The organism is Natronocalculus amylovorans (assembly GCF_023638035.1).
Lineage (GTDB): Archaea > Halobacteriota > Halobacteria > Halobacteriales > Haloferacaceae > Natronocalculus > Natronocalculus amylovorans.
In genome coordinates this window covers 296570-321074 of sequence record NZ_JAKRVX010000002.1, presented here as the reverse complement: position 1 = coordinate 321074, position 24505 = coordinate 296570, and the positions used below count along the sequence as shown (strand labels likewise).

27 protein-coding genes are annotated in these 24505 nt (G+C 52.5%); 15 read left to right on the top strand and 12 right to left on the bottom strand.

Translation table 11 applies throughout. From position 1 onward, the window contains the following. The first annotated feature begins 7 nt into the window (after positions 1-7). Both AArcSt2_RS06015 and yqeC read left to right on the top strand, forming a co-directional pair. Positions 8-223: a hypothetical protein gene (locus tag AArcSt2_RS06015; protein ID WP_174651982.1), complete on the top strand. Its 216-nt coding sequence runs from the start codon at positions 8-10 to the stop codon at positions 221-223. 261 nt (positions 224-484) lie between these two features. Then, complete coding sequence (gene yqeC, locus AArcSt2_RS06010; protein ID WP_174654457.1) at positions 485-1246, top strand: selenium cofactor biosynthesis protein YqeC; 762 nt, start codon at positions 485-487, stop codon at positions 1244-1246. Here yqeC and AArcSt2_RS06005 read toward each other — a convergent pair. Next, entirely contained in the window at positions 1243-1878 is a 636-nt protein-coding gene (locus tag AArcSt2_RS06005) for a molybdenum cofactor guanylyltransferase (protein WP_250583430.1), read from the bottom strand. The genes yqeC and AArcSt2_RS06005 overlap by 4 nt on opposite strands. A 100-nt stretch (positions 1879-1978) precedes the next feature. On the opposite strand from AArcSt2_RS06005, the gene AArcSt2_RS06000 reads away from it, so the two are divergent. From AArcSt2_RS06000 to AArcSt2_RS05975, 6 genes are read left to right on the top strand one after another with little or no spacing between them, the layout of a single operon-like run. Then, positions 1979-2374, top strand: coding sequence for a DUF7971 family protein (locus tag AArcSt2_RS06000; protein WP_250583429.1), 396 nt, complete (start codon positions 1979-1981; stop codon positions 2372-2374). Between the two features lie 57 nt (positions 2375-2431). Further along, complete coding sequence (locus AArcSt2_RS05995; protein WP_174651979.1) at positions 2432-2710, top strand: ubiquitin-like small modifier protein 1; 279 nt, start codon at positions 2432-2434, stop codon at positions 2708-2710. Further along, positions 2710-3033: a MoaD-like domain-containing protein gene (locus AArcSt2_RS05990; RefSeq protein ID WP_174651978.1), complete on the top strand. Its 324-nt coding sequence runs from the start codon at positions 2710-2712 to the stop codon at positions 3031-3033. Before AArcSt2_RS05995 ends, AArcSt2_RS05990 begins: the two co-directional genes overlap by 1 nt. 2 nt (positions 3034-3035) lie before the next feature. Further along, positions 3036-3425, top strand: coding sequence for a DUF8048 family protein (locus AArcSt2_RS05985; protein WP_250583428.1), 390 nt, complete (start codon positions 3036-3038; stop codon positions 3423-3425). Between the two features lie 58 nt (positions 3426-3483). Then, complete coding sequence (locus AArcSt2_RS05980; RefSeq protein ID WP_250583427.1) at positions 3484-4191, top strand: AzlC family ABC transporter permease; 708 nt, start codon at positions 3484-3486, stop codon at positions 4189-4191. Next, positions 4188-4538, top strand: coding sequence for an AzlD domain-containing protein (locus AArcSt2_RS05975; protein WP_174651976.1), 351 nt, complete (start codon positions 4188-4190; stop codon positions 4536-4538). The genes AArcSt2_RS05980 and AArcSt2_RS05975 overlap by 4 nt, the downstream gene beginning before the upstream one ends. 1 nt (position 4539) lies before the next feature. On the opposite strand, the gene AArcSt2_RS05970 is transcribed toward AArcSt2_RS05975, so the two are convergent. Both AArcSt2_RS05970 and AArcSt2_RS05965 read right to left on the bottom strand, forming a co-directional pair. Then, positions 4540-5460 carry a DMT family transporter gene (locus AArcSt2_RS05970; RefSeq protein WP_250583426.1) on the bottom strand — a complete coding sequence of 307 codons (921 nt, stop codon included), beginning with the start codon at positions 5458-5460 and terminating at the stop codon, positions 4540-4542. Positions 5461-5556: 96 nt separating this feature from the next. Next, positions 5557-7485: an aldehyde ferredoxin oxidoreductase family protein gene (locus AArcSt2_RS05965; protein ID WP_174651974.1), complete on the bottom strand. Its 1929-nt coding sequence runs from the start codon at positions 7483-7485 to the stop codon at positions 5557-5559. A gap of 236 nt (positions 7486-7721) precedes the next feature. On the opposite strand from AArcSt2_RS05965, the gene AArcSt2_RS05960 reads away from it, so the two are divergent. The 3 genes from AArcSt2_RS05960 to AArcSt2_RS05950 all read left to right on the top strand — a co-directional run bounded on the left by AArcSt2_RS05960 (position 7722) and on the right by AArcSt2_RS05950 (position 10811). After that, positions 7722-8066: a VanZ family protein gene (locus tag AArcSt2_RS05960; RefSeq protein ID WP_250583425.1), complete on the top strand. Its 345-nt coding sequence runs from the start codon at positions 7722-7724 to the stop codon at positions 8064-8066. Between the two features lie 50 nt (positions 8067-8116). Then, complete coding sequence (locus AArcSt2_RS05955) at positions 8117-9193, top strand: archaeosine biosynthesis radical SAM protein RaSEA (RefSeq protein WP_250583424.1); 1077 nt, start codon at positions 8117-8119, stop codon at positions 9191-9193. Between the two features lie 70 nt (positions 9194-9263). Beyond that, positions 9264-10811 carry an RAD55 family ATPase gene (locus tag AArcSt2_RS05950; protein WP_174651971.1) on the top strand — a complete coding sequence of 516 codons (1548 nt, stop codon included), beginning with the start codon at positions 9264-9266 and terminating at the stop codon, positions 10809-10811. A 6-nt stretch (positions 10812-10817) separates the two neighbouring features. Here AArcSt2_RS05950 and purQ read toward each other — a convergent pair whose 3' ends face one another. After that, complete coding sequence (gene purQ, locus AArcSt2_RS05945; RefSeq protein ID WP_250583423.1) at positions 10818-11495, bottom strand: phosphoribosylformylglycinamidine synthase I; 678 nt, start codon at positions 11493-11495, stop codon at positions 10818-10820. 2 nt (positions 11496-11497) lie between these two features. Further along, entirely contained in the window at positions 11498-11755 is a 258-nt protein-coding gene (purS, locus tag AArcSt2_RS05940) for a phosphoribosylformylglycinamidine synthase subunit PurS (RefSeq protein ID WP_174654454.1), read from the bottom strand. A 200-nt stretch (positions 11756-11955) separates the two neighbouring features. Here purS and AArcSt2_RS05935 point away from each other — a divergent pair, with 200 nt between their 5' ends. Then, a complete protein-coding gene (locus AArcSt2_RS05935; RefSeq protein WP_250583422.1) occupies positions 11956-12927 on the top strand; it encodes a formyltetrahydrofolate deformylase in 972 nt (323 codons plus the stop codon). A 24-nt stretch (positions 12928-12951) separates the two neighbouring features. On the opposite strand, the gene AArcSt2_RS05930 is transcribed toward AArcSt2_RS05935, so the two are convergent. Both AArcSt2_RS05930 and AArcSt2_RS05925 read right to left on the bottom strand, forming a co-directional pair. Beyond that, positions 12952-13995 carry a phosphoribosylaminoimidazolesuccinocarboxamide synthase gene (locus AArcSt2_RS05930; RefSeq protein WP_250583421.1) on the bottom strand — a complete coding sequence of 348 codons (1044 nt, stop codon included), beginning with the start codon at positions 13993-13995 and terminating at the stop codon, positions 12952-12954. Between the two features lie 153 nt (positions 13996-14148). Then, positions 14149-15537, bottom strand: coding sequence for an FAD-binding oxidoreductase (locus tag AArcSt2_RS05925; RefSeq protein ID WP_250583420.1), 1389 nt, complete (start codon positions 15535-15537; stop codon positions 14149-14151). Positions 15538-15619: 82 nt separating this feature from the next. Between AArcSt2_RS05925 and cofH the strand changes: the two genes are divergently transcribed. The 3 genes from cofH to AArcSt2_RS05910 all read left to right on the top strand — a co-directional run bounded on the left by cofH (position 15620) and on the right by AArcSt2_RS05910 (position 19117). Next, entirely contained in the window at positions 15620-17017 is a 1398-nt protein-coding gene (cofH, locus tag AArcSt2_RS05920) for a 7,8-didemethyl-8-hydroxy-5-deazariboflavin synthase subunit CofH (protein ID WP_250583777.1), read from the top strand. A 65-nt stretch (positions 17018-17082) separates the two neighbouring features. Further along, the gene (locus tag AArcSt2_RS05915; protein WP_250583419.1) at positions 17083-17637 is read left to right on the top strand and encodes a metal-dependent hydrolase; all 555 of its coding nucleotides are present in this window, start codon (positions 17083-17085) and stop codon (positions 17635-17637) included. 766 nt (positions 17638-18403) lie between these two features. Continuing rightward, positions 18404-19117, top strand: coding sequence for a ferritin-like domain-containing protein (locus AArcSt2_RS05910; protein WP_250583418.1), 714 nt, complete (start codon positions 18404-18406; stop codon positions 19115-19117). 147 nt (positions 19118-19264) lie between these two features. On the opposite strand, the gene AArcSt2_RS05905 is transcribed toward AArcSt2_RS05910, so the two are convergent. From AArcSt2_RS05905 to AArcSt2_RS05885, 5 genes are all read right to left on the bottom strand, one after another. Next, entirely contained in the window at positions 19265-20137 is an 873-nt protein-coding gene (locus AArcSt2_RS05905; protein ID WP_174651963.1) for a mechanosensitive ion channel family protein, read from the bottom strand. Between the two features lie 54 nt (positions 20138-20191). Further along, positions 20192-21352: a 7,8-didemethyl-8-hydroxy-5-deazariboflavin synthase subunit CofG gene (gene cofG, locus AArcSt2_RS05900; protein ID WP_250583417.1), complete on the bottom strand. Its 1161-nt coding sequence runs from the start codon at positions 21350-21352 to the stop codon at positions 20192-20194. 34 nt (positions 21353-21386) lie between these two features. Continuing rightward, positions 21387-22022 carry a 2-phospho-L-lactate guanylyltransferase gene (gene cofC / locus AArcSt2_RS05895; RefSeq protein ID WP_174651961.1) on the bottom strand — a complete coding sequence of 212 codons (636 nt, stop codon included), beginning with the start codon at positions 22020-22022 and terminating at the stop codon, positions 21387-21389. Between the two features lie 80 nt (positions 22023-22102). Further along, positions 22103-23281 carry a tubulin/FtsZ family protein gene (locus AArcSt2_RS05890; protein WP_174651960.1) on the bottom strand — a complete coding sequence of 393 codons (1179 nt, stop codon included), beginning with the start codon at positions 23279-23281 and terminating at the stop codon, positions 22103-22105. Positions 23282-23499: 218 nt separating this feature from the next. Next, positions 23500-24402, bottom strand: coding sequence for a complex I NDUFA9 subunit family protein (locus AArcSt2_RS05885; RefSeq protein ID WP_250583416.1), 903 nt, complete (start codon positions 24400-24402; stop codon positions 23500-23502). Positions 24403-24505 lie beyond the last annotated feature (103 nt).

The window sequence follows — 24505 nt, the reverse complement described above, 5'->3', positions numbered from 1 at the left end:
GGGTGGTATGGACGCTGCCCTCCAACGGCGACTTGATGGCATCATTGCACTCACAACGCTTATTGTTGCGATCGCAGTCACGCTGACACTCATTACATTTGGGACGGGTGTATTCCTGCTCATTGCGGTCGCGTGGCTTGTGATCGGCAGTGTTGTTTCGTTCTTGATCCAGCCGAACAGTTGGTACAGCCTCGGTCAAAAAACGAAACGACTCGGAGAGTAGCCCACAGCGTGTAGCCGTGTACACTTTTGACACTCGCCTGCGTCTGTTGAGTATGCATAGACTGGAAATGGGAGGCGTAGACAATCTCTGATGACGCTCCAACAATCGCACGACTGTGTTCGGTGTGGAGAGACGATCGATCCCGGAGATGTCTTTTCTGCTGTTGATGTGCTTGATGGAGATGGGGATCTCAATATCCTGTTATGTGAGGTGTGTGGTCCTGGCCTCCGATCGTACATCGATGGTGCAATTTCAATCCCAATGCCAACAGAGAGACACCCGCTCGTTACTGCACTTGGAGCTGATCGTGGCGTCACCTGTGTGGTCGGTGCTGGTGGAAAAAAGACAACGATCTACACGCTCGCAAACGCGCTCGACACCGCAATCATCACCGCAACGGTCCGCATCCCACTCTTTGATACGCATGTGAATAACGTATATGTAAATGATGAGGCACTCGATGCGTTTCCACTCACAGAGACCGCGTTCCCTATCGGAATCGTTGCGGAGAAAGAAGCAGACCGCTATCGGGGATTCCATCCGGACGTCATTAATTCGATCGCAGCGCTTCATCATGGACCAGTACTGGTAAAAGCCGATGGTGCTCGAACACGTGAGTTCAAAGCCCCAGACGATAGTGAGCCCCAGATACCATCCAGTACACGGACCGTCGTCCCGATCGCAAGCGTTCACGCAGTTGGTGAACCGCTCACGGAAGCGGTTGTGCACCGACCTGATCGGGTGGCTGAGCTCACCTCACTTAGGATCGGTGATGAGATCAGACCACAGGATATTGCGACAGTCATTTCACATCCTGATGGTGGACTCAAAAATGTGCCACACGACGCGCATGTGATACCGCTTCTCAACAAGGTCGATACCCCCGATGACGAAGCGATCGCAAACGAAATTGCCGACAAGATTTTCACACAGGTTGCAGACAATCCGTTCGGGCCGGATATTCGGCGTGTTGTACTCAGTCAGCTTTCGAAAGAGCGTGTTGTGGCTGTTCGGCTCGCTTAGCTGTCGAGAAACTGTCTTTCTGCGTCACGGAACTCCTCGATCGTGTTGCAGTTCCTGAAGCTTTCTGTGGTTCCATGTGTACGAATCGCTGCATCTGAAACAACCTGATATGACAGCTCAAACAGCGCTGGGAGAATCTTTCGGTCGCCCTCCGAGAGTGCGCGTTCACATGCCCTCTCCATCCGATCAATCTGATACACTGCGTGCGTTGTCTGAAACCACTCATCCGCAAGCTTTGGCACCACTGCCTCCGTGTCTTCTGTTTCTGCAATCGAAAAGAGATATGATACTAATCCTGGATCAACGAACGGCATATCGCAGGCCACAACGAACGCATACGTCGCATCCGAATGCGTTGTCAGTTGATCCAATCCAGCGTATATTCCAGCCATCGGGCCGGCATCCGGGTTGGTGTCCTCTGCAATCGAAACGGTGAGTGGATACTCGCTCATGGCGGCTTCGATCGCATCACGTTGATCGGCACGACAATTGACAACAATCTCGTCGACTACGGTTAGGAGCCGATCGGCAACGCGGCGAATCATCGGTGTACCAGCAAGGTCCGCAACTGCTTTGTCAGCCTCGCCAAACCGTGTCGATCGGCCACCAGCAAGGATCACGCCAGCGCGCATACCAACAGACTCGCGCTGGTTGGTTTTCAGTGTTGCGCGCCAACATACATCGCCGAATGGTACGGTTTCTTTTTATCCGCTCGTCAATGATTATGTAGTTATGGAAACCACACCGATCTCGCTTGGTGTTCCGCGACAGATTCTCGAATCACTGCCGGACGATGAGGGTGCTGCAGCGCTCGATATGCAGCGTGCGGTTGAAGGAATGGAGAGCCGACTCAACCGGGCGATCGAAAACGCAAACGATGATGCCGAAGCCGTACGCATTGCAGTTGATGCGATCGAGTACATGGAGAATCAGATTGAGACGTATGATGAGTTTGTGCCGGAGCTTCGTGCATGGGGTCAGTCACCAATCTATGCAATCGCATGGCGCAACCTGCATGCAGACCTTGTGATGCAACTTCATGAAATCGAGTGGCTGAGCGAGTCGATTGATACGGAGCGAAACTACCGCCTTGTCGAAGACGGCATTCGGTTTGGGAAACGAGACTAGTTATTGTTCGCTCGCCGCGGTACGCAGCTTTTTACTGATTGACATACTCTCTTAGGTATGGATCTGACGCTTCGTTTTTTTGCTACCTTTCGAGAGATTGCTGGGCAGAAAGTTGTTGAAAAAACGTACGATGACGATTTGACGATCGGTGGCCTTCTTACCGCATTAGAAGCGGAGTATCCGGAGATGCAAGAGGAACTCTTGATTGACGGTGATATCAAGCCACAAATTAATGTCCTCAAAAACGGCAGAGAGGTGTTGCATATGCAAGGAATTGACACACAACTCGAAGATGGTGACACAATTTCGCTCTTTCCCCCAGTGGCAGGTGGATAATGGTTGGAGACACAACCAGTGGCGATCGGATCGAAAAATCGTTCCGTGGCATCTCGCAGCGCCTTGCAGTGCACTACCTTCGCAACCTTGGCGGGCATCCAGTTGTGGATGGGGAGCCACAGGATCCGGATTCAGACGTTGAGAGCGAAGGTGTAGATACGGTCGTCGGTGAGGGGTGGACAGCCGAACTCTCAAATCGGAAAGTAAACCCTGCAGGCTCAATCATGCTCACTGAGGTCTCCGTTATTTTCACTGGTGAGCCACAGATACTCTCAGAGCTTGTGGAAAAGTTCTCTCGAAAGGCGATGCGCGCAGGTGGATAATAGTGTCACGGGACGTCGGGCCGTTCCCGATCGACGGACAGCCACTCATGTTGGCAGGCGCAAAAGCTAGTCTCTCACTCAGTATGCTACCGGAGCTCCTTGCAGATGCACAGCAGTATCTCAGCACACAACGAGACACATACCGCCGGCAGTATGAGTGCATTCACGCCGATGACGAGCGCGAAATATTCGTGGTCCCATCTGATCACTGGGAAGCCATCGGGGATAAACTCAATGTTAACAGACGAGCGAGCGATGCAATGCGACGAGCGCATGTTGAGCAGTTCAAACGATCTGGAACTGCAACCGATCGCCGCGATGAGTTCGAGACAACACTTGAAATACGAACGGTCGTTGTCATTGGAATCGCAACGACTGATGAAGATGAATAACGCGGCGATCGATGCAGCGACCGGTACGGTTTCATAGCCGCGAAAAAGATGGTGGATAATGTCGATTCGTGAGCGACTGCATCCGGATCTACTTGCAGGCATCAAAGCAGCAGGGCCGCTCGTTCTTGGTATTCTTCCTTTTGCGCTTGTTGCTGGAATTACGGCTGTCGGTGCTGGGATGACGATCGGTGAGGCAGTTGGGATGTCAATTATTGTCTTTGCAGGTGCCTCACAGCTCGCAGCGATTGATCTCATCGGTTCGAACGCCCCACTCGCAGTTGTTGTTGGAACTGCAGTTGTGATCAACGTTCGAATGCTGATGTACTCGGCTTCGATCGCCCCGTATTTTCAGGCATTTTCGGTTCGTGTTCGCTCCGTGCTTGCGTATGTCCTTACCGACCAAGCGTATGCGATGTCGATCGCAGAATATACACAAAACGAGTCACGAAGCCGGCTGTGGTACTACTTCGGCATTGGATTCACGCTGTGGGTAGTCTGGCAACTGGGAACGATCGCTGGTGCAGTCGCTGGCGCAGGTGTTCCTGATTCGCTGGCGTTGGATTTCGCCCTCCCGCTCGTGTTTCTTGCACTGTTGGTCCCGGCCATGAAAGATCGTGGAACGACAACCGCAGGCGTTGTCGGTGGTGCGGTTGCGCTCATTGTTGTTGCTGTTGGTGTTCCGCTGAACCTTGACCTGCCGATCGCTGCCGTCACCGGAATCCTTGCAGGTGTTGTGGTTGATGCAACCGCAGGAGGGGTCCGATGACCGCGTGGTCGAGCACCCAGATTTGGCTTGCAATTATCCTCATTGGTGTTGCAACCTATTCGATTCGACTTTCGTTCATCTACTTTTTTGGTCGGATCGATGAGGTCCCAGAACGTGTTCAACACGTCCTTCGATACGTTCCCGCAGCAGTGCTGGCTGCGCTCGTCGTTCCTGCAGTTGTGACGATCGAACCAACGGTTTCGGAAACCGTTCTCGACGACCGCGTCATTGCGGCGACCATTGCGGCGATCGTTGCGTGGAAAACCGAGGATGTGTTCTGGACGATTGGAATCGGAATGGGTGCCTTGTGGGCAATTCGATTTGGCCCCGGGCTTGTTGGAATCTGAGCTACGGACGGCCGAACCCAACCGACAGACTGACACTAAGCAACTCCACAATGGCCTCTCGTTTTAGTAAAGCGAATCCGATCGCAACGAGGCCAAAGCCGACAAAGGTGAGCCAACTAATTGACTCATTGAGTACGAATACACCGACAATCGTCGCAACAACGGGGACCAAATAGCCAACAAGGGCTGCCTCAAACGCGCCTTGCTCCTCTAAGATTGTAAAGTAGATCAAGAACGCGACTGCGGTTGAAAAGACGCCAAGATAGACAATCATCGACAGTGGCACGGTACCGAGTGCGGCTGTTGTTGGGTACTCTCCAGCAACACCGCTCATCACGTGCAACGTAAGCGCACCAACAAGCATCGACCAGCCTGTCAGTGGCACGCGATCGATTGTTGGCCCAGCACGCTGGACGAGGACACCACCAAGTGAGACGCTAAGCACCTGCCCAACAATCAGCAGTCGGCCGAACGTACCACCACCAAGAAGATTTGATGGGTCGGGCTGAATCACGAGCCCTAACCCAACAAAGCCAACTGCAACACCAACTGCACCGATCGCAGACACTCGTTCACCAAGGAGCAAAAACGCCCACAGTGCGGTAATAATCGGAACCAATGCCGTCATGATTGAGGCCACTCCACTTGGGACCGTCTGTTGCCCGATAAATAACAGTCCGTTACCCGCAACAAGAAAGAGCCCCCCACCGACGATGGCTTGGATGTTGTGTCGGCCATGTGGAATCCACCCGTCAGTTCGGGCCACAGCATACACCAGCAATAACACGGCTGCAACGTCATACCGAAACGCTGCAAACAACAACGGTGGCAGGTACTCAAGTCCAACGGCGATCGCTGGAAACGAGAGCCCCCAAAGCACCGCTAAGGAGAGAAACATTGAGACGTTCCGAGTTACAGACACGGTTGTTCGTTTTGTGGGTGCTCACAAATCCTTGCCGATCAGCCGCTCGGCTTGCCGCATAGTCGCGCAAAAAATAGCGTTGGTGTGCGAGCACGATCAGTCGTCTGCTGGAGCAGCGGAATCTCCCGCGGAGACACCGGTACCAGGCCCAATATCGATGCCAAGTTCGTCGAGTTTCTCGTCCGGTACCACGCCGTCAACCCAGCCACGGTGCGCGTAGTACTCTTCTTTCATTTCATCGAGTTCACAGAACTCGCCTTCGGATGCGCCTTGGCCTGCAATACCGTTTTCACCCTCAAGGAATCGCTCTGGCAGCGAGTCATCGGAGCCATCAAAGCCTGCAAGGTTGTTGTAGTAGCGCTCAAGATTGTAGATCCGCTCACCAGTAGTCCACAGCTCTTCTTCGGTGACCTCGAGACCCGTCATCCCGTTGTACTGCAGGACGTACTCTTCGACACCCTCTGCGAATGCGTTGAATTTGCAGATATCGAAGGAGTCACTGATCGAGTGCATATCTTGGAACACAGCGGTAAGTTCGCCTTTTCCTTCCCATGCATATGGATCAACTTTCTCTGGGATACCGAGAATCTCTGCCGCAGGTGTGTAGCCACGAAGGTGACATGCACCACGGTTCGAGGTTGCATACGCGATACCCATCCCTTTCATACAGCGTGGATCATATGCTGGGATCGTCTGACCTTTGACCGCAAGCGAATTACCATGTGCATCTCGCTTTTCAGCCACACGCCGTGGACCTTCTGCAAGGAGGTCTGCAAGGTCACCTTCACGTTTGGAGACCATCTCGATCATATCGACCATCGTCTCTGAGTCTCCCCAGTCGAGACCGCCAACATCATCGAGTTTGCCTTCTTCGGTCATCTCCATCGCCATCGCCATCATGTTTCCGACCTCGATCGTGTCGATACCCATGTCGTTACAGCGATCGATCATGAGTGCAATGTCGTCACGCTCGGTGTGCCCGGAGTTCGGTCCAAGTGCGAATGCTGACTCATACTCGTAGGACTCCATCCGAACGTTCATCTCCTCACCCTTGTGCATCGTCGTTACTTCAACTTCCTTTTTGCACGCAACCGGACAGGAGTGACAGGTCGGTTCGTCAACAAGGATATTTTCACGAACGTTCTCTCCGGAGACGCGCTCTGCATCGATGTCGATGCCTTCTGTCTCGTTATAAGATTTTGTCGAGGTGTACTTCCCGTTCTTGGTTGGAAGCCCATCCATCTCTTCGGTCACGTTCATGAGCACGTTTGTCCCGTACATCGAGAGTCCACCCTCGTTTGGTGCAGTGACATCGGACTCACGAATAACCGTCATCGCTTGCTGATAGCCCTTTTTAAACGTCTCTGGGTCAGCTGGCTTCGGCATCTTTGTACCGGATTTAATGACGATCGCTTTGAGATTCTTCGATCCCATCACACAGCCGGTTCCGCCACGGCCTGAAGCACGATCGTCTTCGTTAACGATACAGGCGTATTTGACGCCGTTTTCGCCGCCAGGGCCGATCGCCATGAGGCTGAGGTTTTTTCCGTAGGAACCATCAACCTCCTCTTCGAGCGTATCACGTGTTTCGTGGACACCTTTGCCCCACAGATGGGACGCATCTCGAAGCTCAACATCGCCATCTTCGACGACCGCATACACTGGCTTGTCTGCTTTGCCGTCGAAAATGAGACCATCAAATCCGGACCATTTCAATCGTGCACCGGACCAGCCACCGTGGTGTGAGTCAGTTACAGTCCCCGTGAGTGGGGATTTTGTCACAACTGCGATTCGGCCACTCATGGTAACTTGTGTTCCGGTGAGCGGGCCGTTCATGAAGCACAGCCGATTCTCATCGCTCATCGGATCGATGTCCGGATCGCGCTCGAACATGTATTTCACGCCAAGCCCACGACCGCCGATGTATTTTTTCGCGTCTTCGTCATCAATACCGCGATAGTTCACTGCTCCCGAGGAGAGGTCCACTTCTCCGATTCTGTCTTGAAATCCACCTAGTTCAGTCATTGTAATTTACAATAGTTATGTTCGTCCCGTATCCTGTTAGGTGTTCTCATCGTGCGGTAATTACATCTGGTTACGTCGGTTGTAACACTACCTACGTAGCCATGCACGGCGTTTTGCCCAGAAAACCAATCGATTACACTCAGCAAAAGTCGGCCGTGTTGTGACCATACAACGTTACGTATCGTGTTGTCAATAAAGCGTGAATATTAGGTCAATTTGGTGCTTTTGATTGAACAATGACATCCGAACGGGCGATCGTATCTGGGTTTATGTTCTTGCTCTTTATCGCCTCTGTAATTCCACTCCCATCAGTATCTAGCAATGCTGGAACGACCGGCATGTTCGGACCTACTGCGGTGTTCCATCTCTTTGGATATGCAATACTGGCCGGATTGCTCGTGTGGTCTGGATTTTCATGGCCGATCGCGATCGGCGGCCCTATTCTTGTTGCAACTGGTTATGGTGCGTTCATTGAGGTCGTCCAAGCACCGATTCCGTGGCGATCGTTCTCAGTGTTTGATATCGTTTTGAATGCGATTGGGGCAACGATTGGTGCTGTGGTCGCGTCGAGACGGACGTAGCTGCCAGTCGTGTCGGTGAGGTTTTACGCCTCGGTTGGATACCACAGGTAATGAGTAAACCGAGCCCTGAAGTGTACGAAACCGGGCGCGGCATGGACGCACACAATTCGGTGATGCGCGACATCCGTTCGGAGAAACAGAAACACTACGATCCACACCAACCCACCCGTGTCTGGATTGACGAGGATAACACCCCAAACGGCGTCTACCAAAGCCTGACGATTATTCTCAATACTGGTGGCTGCCGATGGGCCCGTGCCGGCGGCTGCACAATGTGTGGGTATGTTGCAGAATCAGTCGAAGGCGGTACTGTCGCACATGACGCGCTTATGGACCAGATTGACGTCTGTCTCGAGCACGAAGCCGAAAACACCGATGAAGAGTGTGGACTCATCAAGATCTACACCTCCGGCTCATTCCTTGATGAGCGTGAGGTCCCCGCAGAAACCCGCGCTGCGATCGCAGAGACGTTCTCAGATAGGGAGCGAATGGTTGTTGAATCACTCCCTGATTTCGTCTCCGAAGCGAAACTGGCGGATTTCACCCAGCATGATATCGACACTGATGTTGCAGTTGGATTAGAAACCGCGACCGATCGTGTCAGACACGACTGTGTCAACAAGTATTTTGACTTCTCCGATTTCGAGGCCGCTTGTGCTGAAGCGGATGCTGCGGGGGCTGGTGTCAAAGCGTATCTGCTCATGAAGCCACCGTTCCTGTCGGAGCCGGAAGCACTCGAAGATATGATCTCCTCGATTAAACGCTGTGCTGACGTCTCAGGTTGCCATACCGTGTCGATGAACCCGTGTAATGTGCAGCGCTACACGATGGTTGATGAGCTGTTCTTCCGTGGCGGCTACCGACCACCGTGGCTCTGGTCAGTTGCACACGCCCTCAAAGAAACTGCTGATTCGGATGCGATCGTCGTCTCCGACCCGGTCGGACATGGCAGCGATCGCGGCGCGCATAACTGTGGGGAGTGTGACGATTTGGTACAAAAAGCGATCAAGGATTTCAACCTCCGCCAAGACGAGACGGTGTTCGAGCAAGTCTCCTGTGAGTGTGAAACAACGTGGGAGCTCGTGATCGAAGCGGAGACGAGCTACAATATGCCGCTCGTCCGATAGCCACAAAGCCTGTCAATTCACCGTCGCTGGGGTTTATACTGCTTGCCTTCCCAGTACCTACAACGTCACAATGGCTGATGTATACGGTGAGACTGAATACGAACTTACACAAGTGCCGTCAGGCGACGCTGGGCTTGATCGCCTGCTTGATGGTGGGTTCCCCGCGAACCGGGCGATCCTCCTTTCGGGGGGACCGGGTACCGGAAAGAGTACCTTCGCCATGCAGTTCCTCCAAGCAGGACTCGATGATGGCGATCGGGCACTCTATGTAACAACTGAACAGACACGCGAAGAGTTGTGCGACTCGTTTGCCCCATTTTCGTTTGAGTTAGACGATCCAAACCTTTCGATCGCATCGGTTCATGCACGACCTGGGCAACGAATTGATGGTGTAGATGGGCTTATGTTGAGCGAACTCCAGCGAGATGAGGACCGACCACATGATTTCTACGCCCCGTTTACGACGGAATATTTAGAAGAGCATCTAACAGAGTATCTGCCGGTCGATCGAATTGTCGTTGACAGCCTTTCAGGCATTGCCCCGATGGCTGACAATCCCGATCTTCTCCGGCGGGATATTTTGGAGCTGATCCGACTCTTTGCCGATCGGTTTGATGCAACAACGCTTCTCATCGCAGAAGAGCCGGATAGTGGAGCTGTAACCGGCTCTGCTGCACCTGAACTGCTCCGATTTGCGGCACACGGTGTTATTAGTCTCTCTCATGAACCAATCCGTGGTGATTACCACCGATATCTCCGTGTTGAGAAGCTTCGCGGTGTCGATCACGATACCCGGATGCATGAGTTTGAAATCACGCGAAATGGACCAACCGTCGTCTCGCGGTGGTCCCCAACACAGCCGGTTGGCCGCGTCTGGAAAACCGGCGTTCCTGGATTAGATGAACTGGGTGGCGGTGGGCTCTCAAAGGGGCAATCCGTTGTGCTGTCACACGATGGCCGTGCACGAGTCAGTGATATCGTCGCAGAGGTTGCTGTCGAGTCGTTGCTTGCTGGCGCTGCAGTGCCAATCTTTGTTCCGGGAACCCTTGGTCGTGAGTGGGTTGAGACAAAAATTGCAAGTCGGATCTCGTCACTCGGACAGCTTCTTGATGAAAACCGGCTGTTCATTATCGACTGGTATGCGGACTGGGATTACGATCATCCAAACATCTACCGTGTTCACAAGCGTGGGCTCACCGGTATGTTGACCCACAACCGATTCTACGTCATGCAACGTATCTTCCGTATCTATCGATCGATCGACGAGCGACGCGGATCACGCGACGCGGTTCCGATCGTCTACTCTGAAACTGCACTGCAAGAGCTCTCTGCGAAAGACCTTCGCTTTCAGCATGGGTGGATCCAAGCGAATCTGCTTACCGATGACGATACAATCATTTTCGTGCAGAATCCACGAACGATGGATGAACGACTTGCAGAGTTCTACGTGTTCGATGCCCAGCAGGTATTTGAGACATGGGTAGAGGACCAAAGCGATCTCCAATACATCCGATTAGACAAGGGTGCGCACGGAAAAACAGGGGTGACCCGACTCGTAAAACGGGATGATGGCGAACCAGGCATTCAGGTTCAATCAACCGTCTCACAAGCCGAGTAGCGAGGATTATTCGGCGAATCCGTGAAGAATACCTTCGCCATCTGTGCCACCAATGTCAGGCAGTGTTGCGCGTTCTGGATGCGGCATCAACACAGCAACCGTCTCTGATGTTCCAAGAATTCCCGCGACGTTTCCGGTTGAACCATTGGGGTTTGCGTCATCGGTACTATTTCCGTCTTTGTCACAGTAGCGAAATAGCACTTGATTGTTCGCTTCGAGCTGATCGTACCGCTTTTCGGTAATCTCAAACCTGCCTTCTCCGTGTGCGATCGGGATCTCGATAACATCGCCAACATCGTAGGCGTTGGTCCACGGTGTATCTGCGCGTTCAACGCGAAGATAGACGTGTTCACACTGGAATCGAGCACTCTTGTTTGTCGTAAACGCACCGTCGGTGAGTTTTGACTCACAGCCAATCTGAGCACCGTTACAAACACCGAGCACGGGCGTCCCATTCTCTGCCTTCGATCGGACTTCATCCATAATCGGAGACTGCGCAGCCATTGCACCCGCTCGAAGGTAGTCCCCGTAAGAGAACCCACCCGGAAGCATGATACCCGTCGTCTCTTCAGGAAGTCCATCCTCGTGCCAGACTCGCTCGGCATCAACTCCGAGATAGGTGAGTGCACGTACTGCGTCTCGATCGCAGTTTGAGCCACCAAACTGGACGACAGCAACCGTCATGGTTAGGCCTCTGTTTCCGCGACCGAAATCTCGTAGTCGTGGATGGTTGGGTTTGCTAACAAACGCTCCGTCATCTCTGTTGCCTCTGCTTCGGCAGCCGACGCATCGTCCGCATCGAGATCGATTTCGAATTTGTCTGCAGAGCGCAGTGCGGAGAGTTCGAATCCAAGCCGTTCAAGCGATCGCTTCGTTGTTTCCGCTTCCGGATCAAGAACACCATGTTTCAATCGAACAGTCACCGTTGCGGTGTAGGCGGTCATCGAAAGATACTGCGCGACCATGGTCAAAAGCTCTTTTGGAACGCTTCGTTCATGCACTAACGTGTATAGAGTAAGCGTACGTTAGCTAGTGACACGATACCGCTACTCGATGGGCGTTCCGGACAGACACCCTTTTTGCGATCGATTCCTTTCGGTATCTCGATGACAGCAACCGAACAGCACACCGTGGAGGGCTCCCGATGACGACCGAACTAACTGAGATTACGGTCATTGGGGGGGACAAAACAGGGCTCATCGCCCGTGTCACGACACTGCTGTTCGAGCGTGGAATTAATATCGAAGACCTCGACCAGGCAGTTCGTGATGGTATTTTCCGGATGACCATGCGTGTTGACACTGCCGAGATGCGCTGTGAGCGATCGGAGCTTCGATCTGCACTCTCATCGCTTGGCCGAGAACTCGATGTTGATATTCAGGTCCGCTTCCCCAGCGATCGAGAGACCCAACGCATCGCCGTCTTCGTCACCAAAGAGACTCACTGTCTTGAATCGCTGATCGAAGCACGGCTTGATGGCGATGTCGACGCTGAAATTTCAGTCGTCATCGGGAACCGTGGCGACCTCCGAGACATAGCGGACAATCACGGGATCCCGTTCTATGATGTCGGTGACGGAAGCGGCTCACCTGATGAGGATCGGATCTTGGACATCCTTGCAGAGCACGAGGTCGACCTGATCGTCTTAGCACGATACATGCGCATTCTCGGTCCAAAAATCGTCTTCCGATACGAAGATCGAATTATCAACATCCACCCAAGCCTGCTTCCTGCGTTCCCAGGTGCGGCAGCATACAGACAGGCGAAAGAAGAGGGTGTTCGAATCGCCGGTGTCACAGCACACTACGTAACTACTGATCTCGATCAGGGTCCGATCATCACCCAACGGGCGTTTGATGTGCCTGACGACGCAACGATCGACGAAATCAAGGCGCGTGGACAGCCGCTTGAGGCCGAAGCACTCCTTGAGGCGGTTTCACTGCATCTTGACGATGCGATCGCACCACACCGTGGCCGAACCAGCCTCAGAGACAATGCAGATCCTGCGGCGTACCAGCTTGGACTCTCTGCTGCCGCAGATGCGGCAAATCCAATCGCGCCGACAGACGACCCAGTTGAACCGATCGAAAGGCCACCAACACCAGCAGACGACTAATTTCGTATCTACGATATTTAATAGTTACAGGCTCTCAACCGCGGCAACTGCATCCCCGATCGACGGTGCATCAAACCACGCTTTTCCAGTGTATGCATTCGCTCCCGACGAATACATATCAGAGGCTGCAGTGAGAATTTCATCCGGGAGAGACATCGGTGAAATATCACACAGCGGCCGCCAATCAGCCGTATCAGCAAGTGCAACCTCTTTTTTAGCGGTTGCAACCGCACTTACCCAGTCAGGCTGTTCGCGCTTGTAGAACTGCCGGATCACTTCTTTTGAGACCTGTTGGCCGTCGTAAGAGAATCGATTTTCGTCAAACGTCCCGACCACATCTGCAACTTTGATCGTTCCATCATAGTAGAGACATTCTATTTTCCCATCCTCATGTGTGAATCCTGCCCGTACAGCCTGTTCGGTAATGATATGATTTACCGCACGCGCCAACTCCTCAAGCCGATCGAGTTCAGCCACACCTGCGATCTGTTCTGCCTCCGTTCGGTCGAGATACCGATCCTGCTCTTCGTACTTGGTCGAGAACTCGACAACCGGCTCTGGAAGGTCAACCGGCTCAGCAGGCCAACTCCCCATCTCTAGTCCATACGCGGCCGGCGAGCCCCGTTTTCGGAGACTTGACCCCACAGGGACGGTGTTACGGAAGACGATCTCAAGCGGAATCAGGTAGTTCTCACCCGCAGCCTCGTGATAGGCGTCGTAGTCGTATGCTGTCTCACCCTCGCTGCCGGTGTATGGAAGTGTTGGAACCTGTGTCAGTTCGATCACCATCTCGTTCGGCGCAGCCGTACACTCCGCAAGATCGACCGGCTCAGTTCCGTCCGTCGTAGGGTCAACGACACCGAGATAGTGCGTTGGGATATGGTTTGCTTCAAGAACTTCAAAGTTGTACGCACCCATCGTACAGAGACTCTCGCCCTTGCGTTCGATCGGATCCGGCATCTGTCCCCAATCGAAGACCGAGTACGCATCTGTAAACACAAAACTCCCCCGTCCCAGTTCGGTCGGTGTGGCATTCCGATCGACTCGGAACTCCTTGACGCTCGTCATACATCACATCGCGTCGGCGTCCCCTAAGTAACTTTCACTTTTGTGTGTATCAGTGGTAATTTTCCGAATTATATATGCACATGTGTGAGTATATTGTCCCGAATGAGTAGGTTTCCTACCCGACCGGCTGCCAGGAATCGGTGGAGCCGCTAACTAGTCGTTGACGGGTGGCAGGACTTTCCCCGGATTCAAAATCCCATTCGGATCGAAGGCGTCTTTGATCGATCGCATGACGTCAATACTCACGGATCCGTGCTCTTGTTCCATGAACTTCTGTTTTCCAATTCCGATCCCATGTTCGCCGGTTGCAGTGCCATCCAACTTGATTGCGGCCTCGACAATCTCTTCATACGCCGCATCGGATCGGGCGACCATCTCCGGATCATCCGGGTTTAACAGCGCAAAGTAGTGGAGATTACCGTCGCCTGCATGTCCGAAACACGGAATCAGAAGGTCGTGTTCCTGTGCAATCTCTTTGACCCGATCGACAAGCGGTCCGTACGCACTAATCGGAACCGTCACATCTCCCGGTTCGCTCTCTCTAAGATGTGGTTTCCACTCCGCTGCTGCGTAGGTGATATTCTCTCTTGCCTCCCAGATCGCATCCATCTCCCGTTCGCTCTCCGGAAGGTCGAACTCACGGAGATTGTGCGAGGCAAAAATAGACTGACAGAACTCAATCTCCTCCTCAATATGATGGTTTGCATGAAACTCAACAAACACCATCGGTACCTCCGGGAGGTCAGTTTCGCTATGTGCGTTCACAAGCATGGTTGCATCCGAATCCATCAGTTCGATCGTCGCAACATCGACACCAGAAGTGATTGCATCTGCGATCGCAGCGGTCGCGTCTGAAAGCGTCTCAAAGACGGCACGGCCGCGGCGGATCTGAGCCGGGCGCCCTGCGAGACGGAACGTCGCTGCGGTGATAACACACAGTGTCCCTTCGCTTCCAACAACCAGCTCTTTAAGATTGTATCCGCTCGACGTTTTTCTCGCTTTTGAGCCGAATGTTGTGACCCGCCCATCTGCGAGAACGACCTCTACATCAAGCAGCCAGTCTGCAACCTCTCCATATTTGACTGTCTGCATCCCGCTTGCATCCGTTGCAATCATCCCACCGACCGTCGAAATCGACCCTGAGGCAGGTAGCGGTGGAAGATAGAGGCCGTGCTTTGCAACGGCGTCATTGAGGTCGCTTCCGATCACACCTGCGCCAACAGTAATCTGTTGATCGGCTGGGCGAATCGATCGAATCTCGTTCAATCCTGTGAGATCAAGACTGATTCCCTTCTGCAGCGGGAGCGCTCCGCCTTCCAATCCAGTGCCTGCCGCATACGGTGTCACCGGAATGCTGCGATCGTTTGCCGCTGCAAGCACACGCGAGACATCCTCCGTCGAATGCGCGAACACAACAACGTCCGGCTCAATCCCAACGTCACGGGTCTGCCAATCGCTTGCATGTTCGGTTCGATCGGAACTCCCACGTGATATGCGGCCGTCGAGTGAGAGCGAATCAAGAAACGAGAGATCCGTTGACATACGATGACAGTGGCCCCTGAGGGCATAAAGGTAGGTTCCGGTACCACCTATTTTTTACCTGTTCGCTGGAGAGAGTAGAATGATGAGTCGCCGGTCTGCCGCTGAGCTTGATCCTGATGCGTTCGACTTCGAGTGTGTCCCAACAACCGATCAGTCATTTGAGAATGCGTTAGCAAACGCACGGAATGGCGATCGACTCACCATCGATGACGGGATTGAGCTCATGGCAACCGGTACTGAAACAGATGGAATCGATCACCATCGGAAAGAGTTAGTGCTTGAAGCAGCCGATCAGCGCCGGGCAGAAGTGGTCGGTGATGATGTCACGTTCGTTGTCAATCTAAACAACAATGTGACCACTGCGTGTAATGTTGGCTGTCTATTCTGCAATTTCAAAAACACGGCCCACCAGTTCGAGGCAAGCTACGAGGGTGAGCACGGCGGGTTCACAAAAACACCCGAAGAGTCACGTGCGATTGTCACTGACGCACTTGATCTTGGTATCTCAGAGGTCTGCTCTGTCTCCGGATTGCATCCTGCGTTCGCCCTCAATCAAGAACATCACGAGATTCTCTCCGGGTACGAGAATCCTGCAAGCGAAGTAAACTACAAACCACCGGAGACGTACACGACGGATCCGGGGACCTACATCGAGCAGATCGAAGCGATGTCGGTTGAAGACATTCACGTCCACTCGATGACGCCTGAGGAGGCGTATCACGCAATTCGAGGCACAGAGTGGACCTACAAAGAGGCGTACGAACAGTTGCGTGCGGCTGGGCTTGATTCCGCACCTGGAACTGCCGCAGAGATTCTTGTCGATGAGGTACGGGATGTCATCTGCCCCGGGAAAATTACCAGTCAGGATTGGGTGGACGCAATTGAGGGTGCGATCGCCGCGGGACTTGATGTTACCTCTACAATCATGTACGGTCACGTTGAGAACGTCGCACATCGAGTCACCCATCTCAACGTTATTCGAGATCTTCAAGACCGTACTGGTGGCATCACGGAGTTTGTTCCGCTTTCGTTTATCCATGAGAACACGCCACTGTACAAACATGGAGTTGTTGATGGCGGCGCATCTGATGCAGAGGATGAGCTGATGATTGCTGTTTCGCGGCTCTTTTTGGATAACATCGAGAACATTCAGTCTTCGTGGGTCAAATACGGGAATGCAAAAGGGCTGAAACTGCTCAACTGTGGTGCAAACGACTTTATGGGAACGATCCTCTCCGAAGAGATCACAAAACGAGCGGGTGGAAAATACGGTGAGTATCGAACCGTCAATGAGTATGGGGAGATGATTTCGGCGATCGGTCGACCCGCTGTCGAACGATCAACTGATTACCGTCGAACACGGAGGGTTGACCCAGACGCAGACAAGATCGGACCACAACTTGGTCCGCGTGCTGATGGAACGCCAATGTTCTCATCGGGACACAGAGAGCACTCGCACCCCGCCGTTGCTGACGATTAGGGCTTCTGGGTCTCCAGTTGCACGTTGAGATCATCCCGATCGACGCTCGTCAATATATATCAGCTATGATGAGCCCCACCCACATCGGTGTCGGTATTACCCTCGCGACAATAATGTTTCCGATCGCACCCGAGTTTGCAGTCATCGCCGCGATCGGAGGGATTGCTGGTGGTATTTTCCCCGACCTTGACCTGTTTGTTGGTGTTCATCGTAAAACGCTCCACTTTCCGGTCTACTACTGGATTCCAACTGTTCTGTCGATCGGCGCAGCAGTCTACAGCCTTTCGTCGCTTACGGTGTTTTTGAGCTTCTTTTTTGTATCAGCTGCGATCCATTCCGGTATGGATTGGTTTGGTGCTGGTCCTGAACCTCGGCCGTGGAACAAAGAGTCACAAGAAGCCGTGTATGCGCATACACATCGACGATGGCTTGCCCCAAAATACTGGATCCGGTACGATGGCGCTCCCGAAGACCTCTTTCTCTCGATCGTACTTATCGTGCCAGGAATTATTCTCTTTACTGAGCCGATCCCGGTATTAGCGACGGTTGCACTTGTTGTTGGGATTCTCTACGTTGCGATCAGAAAAGAGATTCCAGATCGGTTCGGCGATCGGATATAGCGGCCTGTCTCTGCCTGTGCGGTTCACTCACTGCCGATTCAAGTAGCTGACGCGTCCACTGAAGATCTGTTCGATCGCTATGGAAAGCGGATGAACCGCATAATTCGACGTCTCGACCCCCGATACGGTATTCGGCGACACATTATTTCTCAAAACTTCATCTACTCTATACAGTGGGATATGCTAAGTCTTGAGAACCGGCCCCTCAGAGCAGGGAAACGAAAACGGAAACGAAGCAGTCGATTTATCAAATATATTTTGTTTTTATTCTTGACATGGTCATATATGTATATATAATGGACACAACTCCGTTACGTACTCTATACACATAAGATATACAACATGAATCCAATTCTCGCTATTTATGTAAGGTGTACAACTGCCAGCACTAAAAAAATAGCAAATCTGTGCCATTAGTGGGTTAGATTCGGTGTAAGTGGTATTTCGGCGTTTATATTAATTTGATATATAGAGTGGAATAAGTTGTATACAAATGAAAACTTATGAATTTATTCAAATTTTAGGAGGCTTTTCTGTCTAACTCATGAGTAAATAACATAATCACAAGTAAGTTAGAATACTTGTCAAATAATAGTGGATTTGAGGCTATCCTTACCGAGGGACGTGTCCTGTTCCTCCGGTACTGTGCAACATATACGTTACCATACCATACTGTTTCCCGTTTCAGCTTACTCCTTATTGTAATCACGGATGAAAGCGGTGTAGTGGCATAACAAAGCGTATACACGTATGATTACCATTTGTAATGTTACCAGACGATAACGATCCTGACCGATCGACGCAACCGTTGTACAACACCCGAAGGCAGGTTCTGGCCGGATCTGCAGGGGCACTCGGCGTACTTGCTCTCGGTGGGGCATTCGCAGCACCAGCTGCTGCAGACGACGATGAGTATGACGAGGCACCGGAGATGATCGAAAACGAGTTTGAGGACGATATCGAGATTCTCAATTTTGCTCGGACGTTGGAGGCACTCGAATTCCGATTCTACGAACAGGGATTGGACAACATCAGCGAAGATGAACTAACGGACTCCGACGTACTCAGTGACTTTGGCGATCCGATCACGGACAACGTGTACGACTACCTGGGGACGATTCGGGATCACGAAGAGATCCACTTCGAGGTGCTTGGCGCAGTAGTCGAGGAACTCGACGGCGATCCCGTTGACGAACCCGAGTTCGACTTTGGAAGTACCGTTGAGGAGCCTGACGAGTTCATTGCCACCGCAATCGCGCTCGAAGACACCGGTGTCTCTGCGTACGCTGGCGCGGCACCCTTCATCGAGAACGAGGATCTCGTCCCACCAGCGCTCAGCATTCACAGTGTCGAAGCACGACACGCCTCATTCCTTCGGGTGCTTGATCAAGAGGCCCCATTCCCAGCGGCATTTGATCCGGCACTATCAAAATCGGATGTCTTAGACATCGCCTCGCAGTTCATCGTCGACGAGGATTAACTAAGCGCGAGAAATGGGTGCCGAACCGTGCTGTGTGCTCTGTGGGATTCTATAGCCTACTCACGAATGCAGACTCCAACACAGCTGTTGCCGTATAAAATGAGTTATTTTCCGATCGTAACGGTTCGATTTCGATCGATCGTGCGCTTACGCTTCTTGTGCGATCGACTCGATTACTTCGACTTCGCCAGTAAGCGTCCGGTGGACGTACGGGATGTCGATGCCTTCCTCGTCGAAGCGCTCTTTAACTGCCTGAATGTACTCAGAGCGAACTCGCACGAAGTCACCACGGTCTGGGTCTTCGATCCAGAAACGTGACTGAAGCCCAACATCGGAGTCACCAAGTTCAACCAATCGAACGGATGGTGCAGGATCCTCCAGAATGTCCGGGTGGTTCTCTGCTTCTTCGGTGATGTATTCTGTTGCTGCGTTGATATCGTCGTCGTACCCAATTCCGAAGACGAACTTCTGTCGGAGCGTATTGTACGCAACTGGGTTTTTAACAGCATTGTTTGCGAGGTCACCATTCGGAACCGTGATCTGTTCATTGTCGAACGTTCTGACACGTGAGACACGTAGATCAATGTCTTCGACACGGCCGCTCTGGCCGTCCCACTCGATCCAGTCGCCGACCTCGAACGGTTTGTCTTTCAGAATAAAGACACCAGCAACGAAATTCCCAATTAGGTCCTGTGCAGCGAATCCAATCGCCAGTGCAAGCGCACCACCAAGCGTCGCAAATGCACCTAAGAAGGCACCGAACCCACCCAGTGTAAATGCGACTGCAATTGCCGCGAACCACACAATCCCCCCTGTGACACTTTCGCCGAGACTTTGTACTGCTTTGTCAAAATCTCTGTTCTCTAACCCTTTGAGGACAAGCGGGACGAACAACAGCCGCCCAACAAGTAAGACTGCAAAGAGCCCAACAAAGAATGCAACTGTCCGTTGCAGAATGTCTCCGACATTTATCGACTCGACACCGAGTTGAAGTACGACTGGATCCATAGTACTGTCCATTTTATATGACTATACTGGCAAAAAGGTGCCGACGGCTACTGATTTTGCGGCTATTTAATAGGTTGGTACAGGCCCATCACGCTGGGCAACCTTTCGAAAACGCTCCCCATGGACTGTTGAAGCGGATATTGCACGCCTAATCGTTGCGGAAAGCCACGCTTCGGCTCCGCCCGCAGGTGCAGATACAGTCGAGAACTCGTCACGACGGAACTGTGCCGGGAGAAACCGGTTGTAGACCGGCAGCCGCTCGTGTAGAGGGACGCCTGCGGTATCTGCAAGTGAGGTTAGTTCCGTTAATGCGGGCCATTTGTACTCCGGATTAATGTAGTCATCTGTAATTGGTGAGACTCCACCAAGATCATCAACCCCACAGTCAAGCAACGATGCTGTTGGCGAGAGATTTGGCGGCACTTGCACCGACACATCCGCAGGAAGTGCTGCACGGGCCATTGCAACCACTCGCCGCATGGTCTCAACTGATGGCTGTTCAAAACTCGATCGATCGTTCGGGACCACGTTCTGGATGATTACCTCCTGAATGTGACCATAGGCCTCATGTAACGCTGCAATCGCTGCAAGGCTCAGTGCCCGATCGCGCCATGTCTCGCCAATTCCAACTAGTATCCCGGTTGTAAACGGAACGGCCTGTCTCCCTGCTGCCTGAATCGTATGAAGGCGCTGTTGTGGTGTTTTGCGTCTATTGCCGGCATGTGCATCAACATCCGCAGTTGTTTCCAACATCACGCCCATGGATGCGTTTACCTCTTTGAGCTGTGTGAACTCCGCCTCTGTGAGGTCACCGGGGTTCGAATGCGGGAGTAACCCTTCATCAAGCGCAATCAAACACGCGTCATATAGATAGTCGATGATCGAATCGTACCCCCAGTCAGTAAGTTGGTCGTGAATCTCTGTGTATCGCTCGTCCGGCTTGTCACCAAACGTAAACAGCGCCTCGGTGCAGCCTGCATCCGCACCAACTCGGACCGTTTCACGTATCTCTTCGGGAGTCATCAGTGACGCTTGTCCGGGGACATCATAGAACGTACAGTAGGTACAGGTGTACTTACAGGCCGTTGTGAGCGGTAAAAATACGTTCCGAGCAAATGTGAGCGAGGATGCGGCTGCAACATCACGAGGGCGAACTGCAAGGAGGCGATCGAGTTCACGGTCTGGAATAGACAATCCAAGCTGTGATTCGATCTCCGATCGGTCCATATCACGGTCTCTCCGCCGAACAGCCAAAAACCTATCACTCTCTGTTGTTGTTTTCGTCTCTTTTGACACTGACTCTCCCACTTTTCTGTTCGATATTCAGCGAGAAACCGTTCGTACGAAGCCACGTTGCCGCTGCACCATCGCTGTGCAATACCACTTCTCTGAGGTCAGTTGGCTCATCCACATCTGTTGCTAACCGTCGTGAATCACACTCAGAGACCGCGAGCGAGTTCGACGCAGCATGCTGGCAGTGGTCTCTGTACGAGTAGCCGTGGTAATCAACCGAAAACGATCTATCTCGGATCACCAACGCATTGGTCCCTCCACCAAGCCCCGGCGCAATCGTGATCGGCGTCTCATACGAAAAGAGTCGTTCAATTACGGCTGGCGTACATAGTGGCAGATCGCTCATCAAAATCGCAACCGGCAGTTTCGTAGTCGAGAGAAACTTGTTGACCGCAGCTGTTAGTGATCGATCGTCGACAGTTACCTTCTCACTCCGGTCGGTTGGTGTTGTCACAAGCAGGTGTGGTGTATGATTGGTTTCCTTGATCGCAGATAGGACATCAGAGAGCATCGCATCCGCGAACTGTTGTCTCTCATCTCGATTGAGTACCGGAGAGAGCCGTGTCTTCGGCTCTCTGTTATCAAACGGGATGAGTATCTCCATCGATACGTTGTCCGTGGCTAACGCTATTGAGACCTCCGATTTCTCACAAAAATGATCCCCGATATTGTTTCGAATCGGAGCTAGAATAGCGATTCCAGCTCGTCTTCGTCGTCGTTAACAAGTTCGTGTAGATTCGTCTCGCTTTGCGATCGGATATCTTCGAGGTTATCTTGTGCCTCGATTGCAACCTGTTGTAGCTCTTTGATTCGCGGAACGTTCGTCACTCCGGAAAGCAAGATTACACTTGCAACGATCCCACGACCTTTGAGCGGGTAATCCCCACCCCGAACCTCCATACTACCTGTCTGTTCTTCGAGCCATTTGCGGCCGCGCTCTATCCCTTTTCGGTTCAGGTATTGTGATGGACCTGCCATTACGAGCAGGGCACGTTCAGCGCCTTCAATCTCACATGGAAGTGTTAGCCGCCCAAGTGCTGCCTTGCGAACCAAACTTGTAATCCGGTTTGTTGTATGTGCTGTGTCGAGGTCATCTTCTTCGCCCCCGCCACGGAGCCGTGAAAGAAGGCCACCAGAGGACTGCTCTTCAACCTCTTCTTCGGCATACCCGACCGTCGACACGCCGCCGCCGGCGAGTGTGTTGATGATCTCAGAAGAGTCAACGACACTTTCTGCGATCTCTTGGCCGGCTTGAACCTCACCAGCACCGAAGAGGATACCGAAGCGCTTGACAATCTCTTCGTTGATTTCGTCATAGCCACCCTGTACCGATTCGCCCGTTTTGCGCCACGAGTCGTTATCGAACACAAGGAGGTTGTCTACCTCCCGAACGAACGTCTGGAACGATCGTGCCGCATTCAGTGTGTAGATCCCACCTTCGTCGCTGCCCGGAAGGACACCAAGCCCGTAGACTGGTTCTGTGTAGATTCGTTTGAGATGCTTTGCAAGCACTGGTGCGCCACCGGATCCGGTTCCGCCACCGAGTCCAGCACACACAAGGAAGGCATCGACTTCGTGTACAGGAATTCCATCGATCGCGCCTTGAACTTCGTCAATGTCCTCTTCAGCGATCTCAGCACCGAGTTCGTTGTCGGCACCAACACCGTGTCCTTTCACGCGCGACTGCCCGATGAGCACGCGCTGATCTTTTGGGATGTTTGTGAGTCCCATCAGGTCGGCTTTTGCAGAATTAACTGCAACCGCCGCACGGACGATCTGTGACCCTGTTTGGGCATCGTACTCGACGAATTTGTCAACGATCTTCCCCCCTGCTTGACCGAAGCCGATCATTGCAAGCTTCATTTTTCGTGTCCCCTCGTCATTGAAGAGAAAACAGTAGCAAAACGGATATAAACCTTGTGATGAGGCGGGTTTCGCCGGTGTCAGCAGTAATCACCGCTTACGCAAGCCATGAGTACAGTATTAATGACTGCTTAAACACGATCTGAGCCGTATTAACCGGCAATCACGCCCGCTAAATTTAGTATATAAACTCCGGTGTTGTGTAAAATAGTTGTCTTCTATTCGAGGCCGAGATATGACGCAAATGAAGTCAGTGCTGACGCTGACATGTCGAATGACGAAACTTCATTTGTCGTTGTTGTATTATCGAACTGTAACGATCGGTACTGATCTTTCCCCATTGGGAACCCTGGAACGGCTCCTAAGACGGTGAGACCAATTCCGGCCATGGCCATCGGCAGCGGGACAATTGAAACGCTCTTGCCTTCGGACTCATACACCATATCCGTAATCTGTCGAAGGGTGAGTACTTCCGGCCCTCCAACCTCGTATGTTTGTCCTACGTGCTCATTTTCATCGACTGCGTCTGCAAGCATTGGGACGAGGTCACCAACCCAGATCGGCTGGAAGCGTGTTTTGCCACCCCCCGGGAGCGGGTAGAGTGGCACCCCTGGTGCAAACATTCCTTTGAGTTTCTTTGTAAAGTAGACAAACTCGCCGCCTTCGCCAAAGACGACCGACGGACGGAAAATAACCCAGTCAAGCGAAGAGTTAGTTACGTGCTCTTCTGCCTGTCCTTTTGCGCGAATATATGCGGTCTCTCCGTTTGGATCAGCACCCAACGCGCTCATCTGGACAAATTTTGATACACCGCCCTCCTCGGCGGCCTTGACAAGGTTTTCGGTGCCATGTCTGTGCACCTCATCGTGCATCTTGTTGCCATCTTTGGGCTCGAACAACGGCGAGAGTGCAACGAGATTTACGACAACATCGTGCCCCGCAACAGCCTCGACGATCGAGTCGTAGGCCGATACATCACCAACTGCAGTGTTGACACCAGACGGAAGTTCTGTCTCATCCGGCGATCGAGCCAACACAGTTACATCATGATCCCGATCGAGCAGTTCACGTGACAGATGCGTCCCAATAAACCCGCTCCCACCGGCTACCAGTACCTTCATACCCGTATTGTCGGACGGAATAGACCTAAAAGTACCGTCTAACTGACCAACACCGGCGCAAAAATGATCGGAGGGTTCATTGATTCCCGTCGGGTCTACCTGT

Excerpts from the sequence above, each read along its gene's own strand:
- AArcSt2_RS06015 (WP_174651982.1), top strand. The coding sequence starts at position 8 with ATGGACGCTGCCCTCCAACGGCGACTTGATGGCATCATTGCACTCACA.
- yqeC (WP_174654457.1), top strand. The coding sequence starts at position 485 with ATGCCAACAGAGAGACACCCGCTCGTTACTGCACTTGGAGCTGATCGT.
- AArcSt2_RS06005 (WP_250583430.1), bottom strand. The coding sequence starts at position 1,878 with ATGCGCGCTGGCGTGATCCTTGCTGGTGGCCGATCGACACGGTTTGGC.
- AArcSt2_RS06000 (WP_250583429.1), top strand. The coding sequence starts at position 1,979 with ATGGAAACCACACCGATCTCGCTTGGTGTTCCGCGACAGATTCTCGAA.
- AArcSt2_RS05995 (WP_174651979.1), top strand. The coding sequence starts at position 2,432 with ATGGATCTGACGCTTCGTTTTTTTGCTACCTTTCGAGAGATTGCTGGG.
- AArcSt2_RS05990 (WP_174651978.1), top strand. The coding sequence starts at position 2,710 with ATGGTTGGAGACACAACCAGTGGCGATCGGATCGAAAAATCGTTCCGT.
- AArcSt2_RS05980 (WP_250583427.1), top strand. The coding sequence starts at position 3,484 with ATGTCGATTCGTGAGCGACTGCATCCGGATCTACTTGCAGGCATCAAA.
- AArcSt2_RS05975 (WP_174651976.1), top strand. The coding sequence starts at position 4,188 with ATGACCGCGTGGTCGAGCACCCAGATTTGGCTTGCAATTATCCTCATT.
- AArcSt2_RS05965 (WP_174651974.1), bottom strand. The coding sequence starts at position 7,485 with ATGACTGAACTAGGTGGATTTCAAGACAGAATCGGAGAAGTGGACCTC.
- AArcSt2_RS05960 (WP_250583425.1), top strand. The coding sequence starts at position 7,722 with ATGACATCCGAACGGGCGATCGTATCTGGGTTTATGTTCTTGCTCTTT.
- AArcSt2_RS05955 (WP_250583424.1), top strand. The coding sequence starts at position 8,117 with ATGAGTAAACCGAGCCCTGAAGTGTACGAAACCGGGCGCGGCATGGAC.
- AArcSt2_RS05950 (WP_174651971.1), top strand. The coding sequence starts at position 9,264 with ATGGCTGATGTATACGGTGAGACTGAATACGAACTTACACAAGTGCCG.
- purQ (WP_250583423.1), bottom strand. The coding sequence starts at position 11,495 with ATGACGGTTGCTGTCGTCCAGTTTGGTGGCTCAAACTGCGATCGAGAC.
- purS (WP_174654454.1), bottom strand. The coding sequence starts at position 11,755 with ATGACCGCCTACACCGCAACGGTGACTGTTCGATTGAAACATGGTGTT.
- AArcSt2_RS05935 (WP_250583422.1), top strand. The coding sequence starts at position 11,956 with ATGACGACCGAACTAACTGAGATTACGGTCATTGGGGGGGACAAAACA.
- AArcSt2_RS05930 (WP_250583421.1), bottom strand. The coding sequence starts at position 13,995 with ATGACGAGCGTCAAGGAGTTCCGAGTCGATCGGAATGCCACACCGACC.
- AArcSt2_RS05925 (WP_250583420.1), bottom strand. The coding sequence starts at position 15,537 with ATGTCAACGGATCTCTCGTTTCTTGATTCGCTCTCACTCGACGGCCGC.
- cofH (WP_250583777.1), top strand. The coding sequence starts at position 15,620 with ATGAGTCGCCGGTCTGCCGCTGAGCTTGATCCTGATGCGTTCGACTTC.
- AArcSt2_RS05915 (WP_250583419.1), top strand. The coding sequence starts at position 17,083 with ATGATGAGCCCCACCCACATCGGTGTCGGTATTACCCTCGCGACAATA.
- AArcSt2_RS05910 (WP_250583418.1), top strand. The coding sequence starts at position 18,404 with ATGTTACCAGACGATAACGATCCTGACCGATCGACGCAACCGTTGTAC.
- AArcSt2_RS05905 (WP_174651963.1), bottom strand. The coding sequence starts at position 20,137 with ATGGACAGTACTATGGATCCAGTCGTACTTCAACTCGGTGTCGAGTCG.
- cofG (WP_250583417.1), bottom strand. The coding sequence starts at position 21,352 with ATGGACCGATCGGAGATCGAATCACAGCTTGGATTGTCTATTCCAGAC.
- cofC (WP_174651961.1), bottom strand. The coding sequence starts at position 22,022 with ATGGAGATACTCATCCCGTTTGATAACAGAGAGCCGAAGACACGGCTC.
- AArcSt2_RS05890 (WP_174651960.1), bottom strand. The coding sequence starts at position 23,281 with ATGAAGCTTGCAATGATCGGCTTCGGTCAAGCAGGGGGGAAGATCGTT.
- AArcSt2_RS05885 (WP_250583416.1), bottom strand. The coding sequence starts at position 24,402 with ATGAAGGTACTGGTAGCCGGTGGGAGCGGGTTTATTGGGACGCATCTG.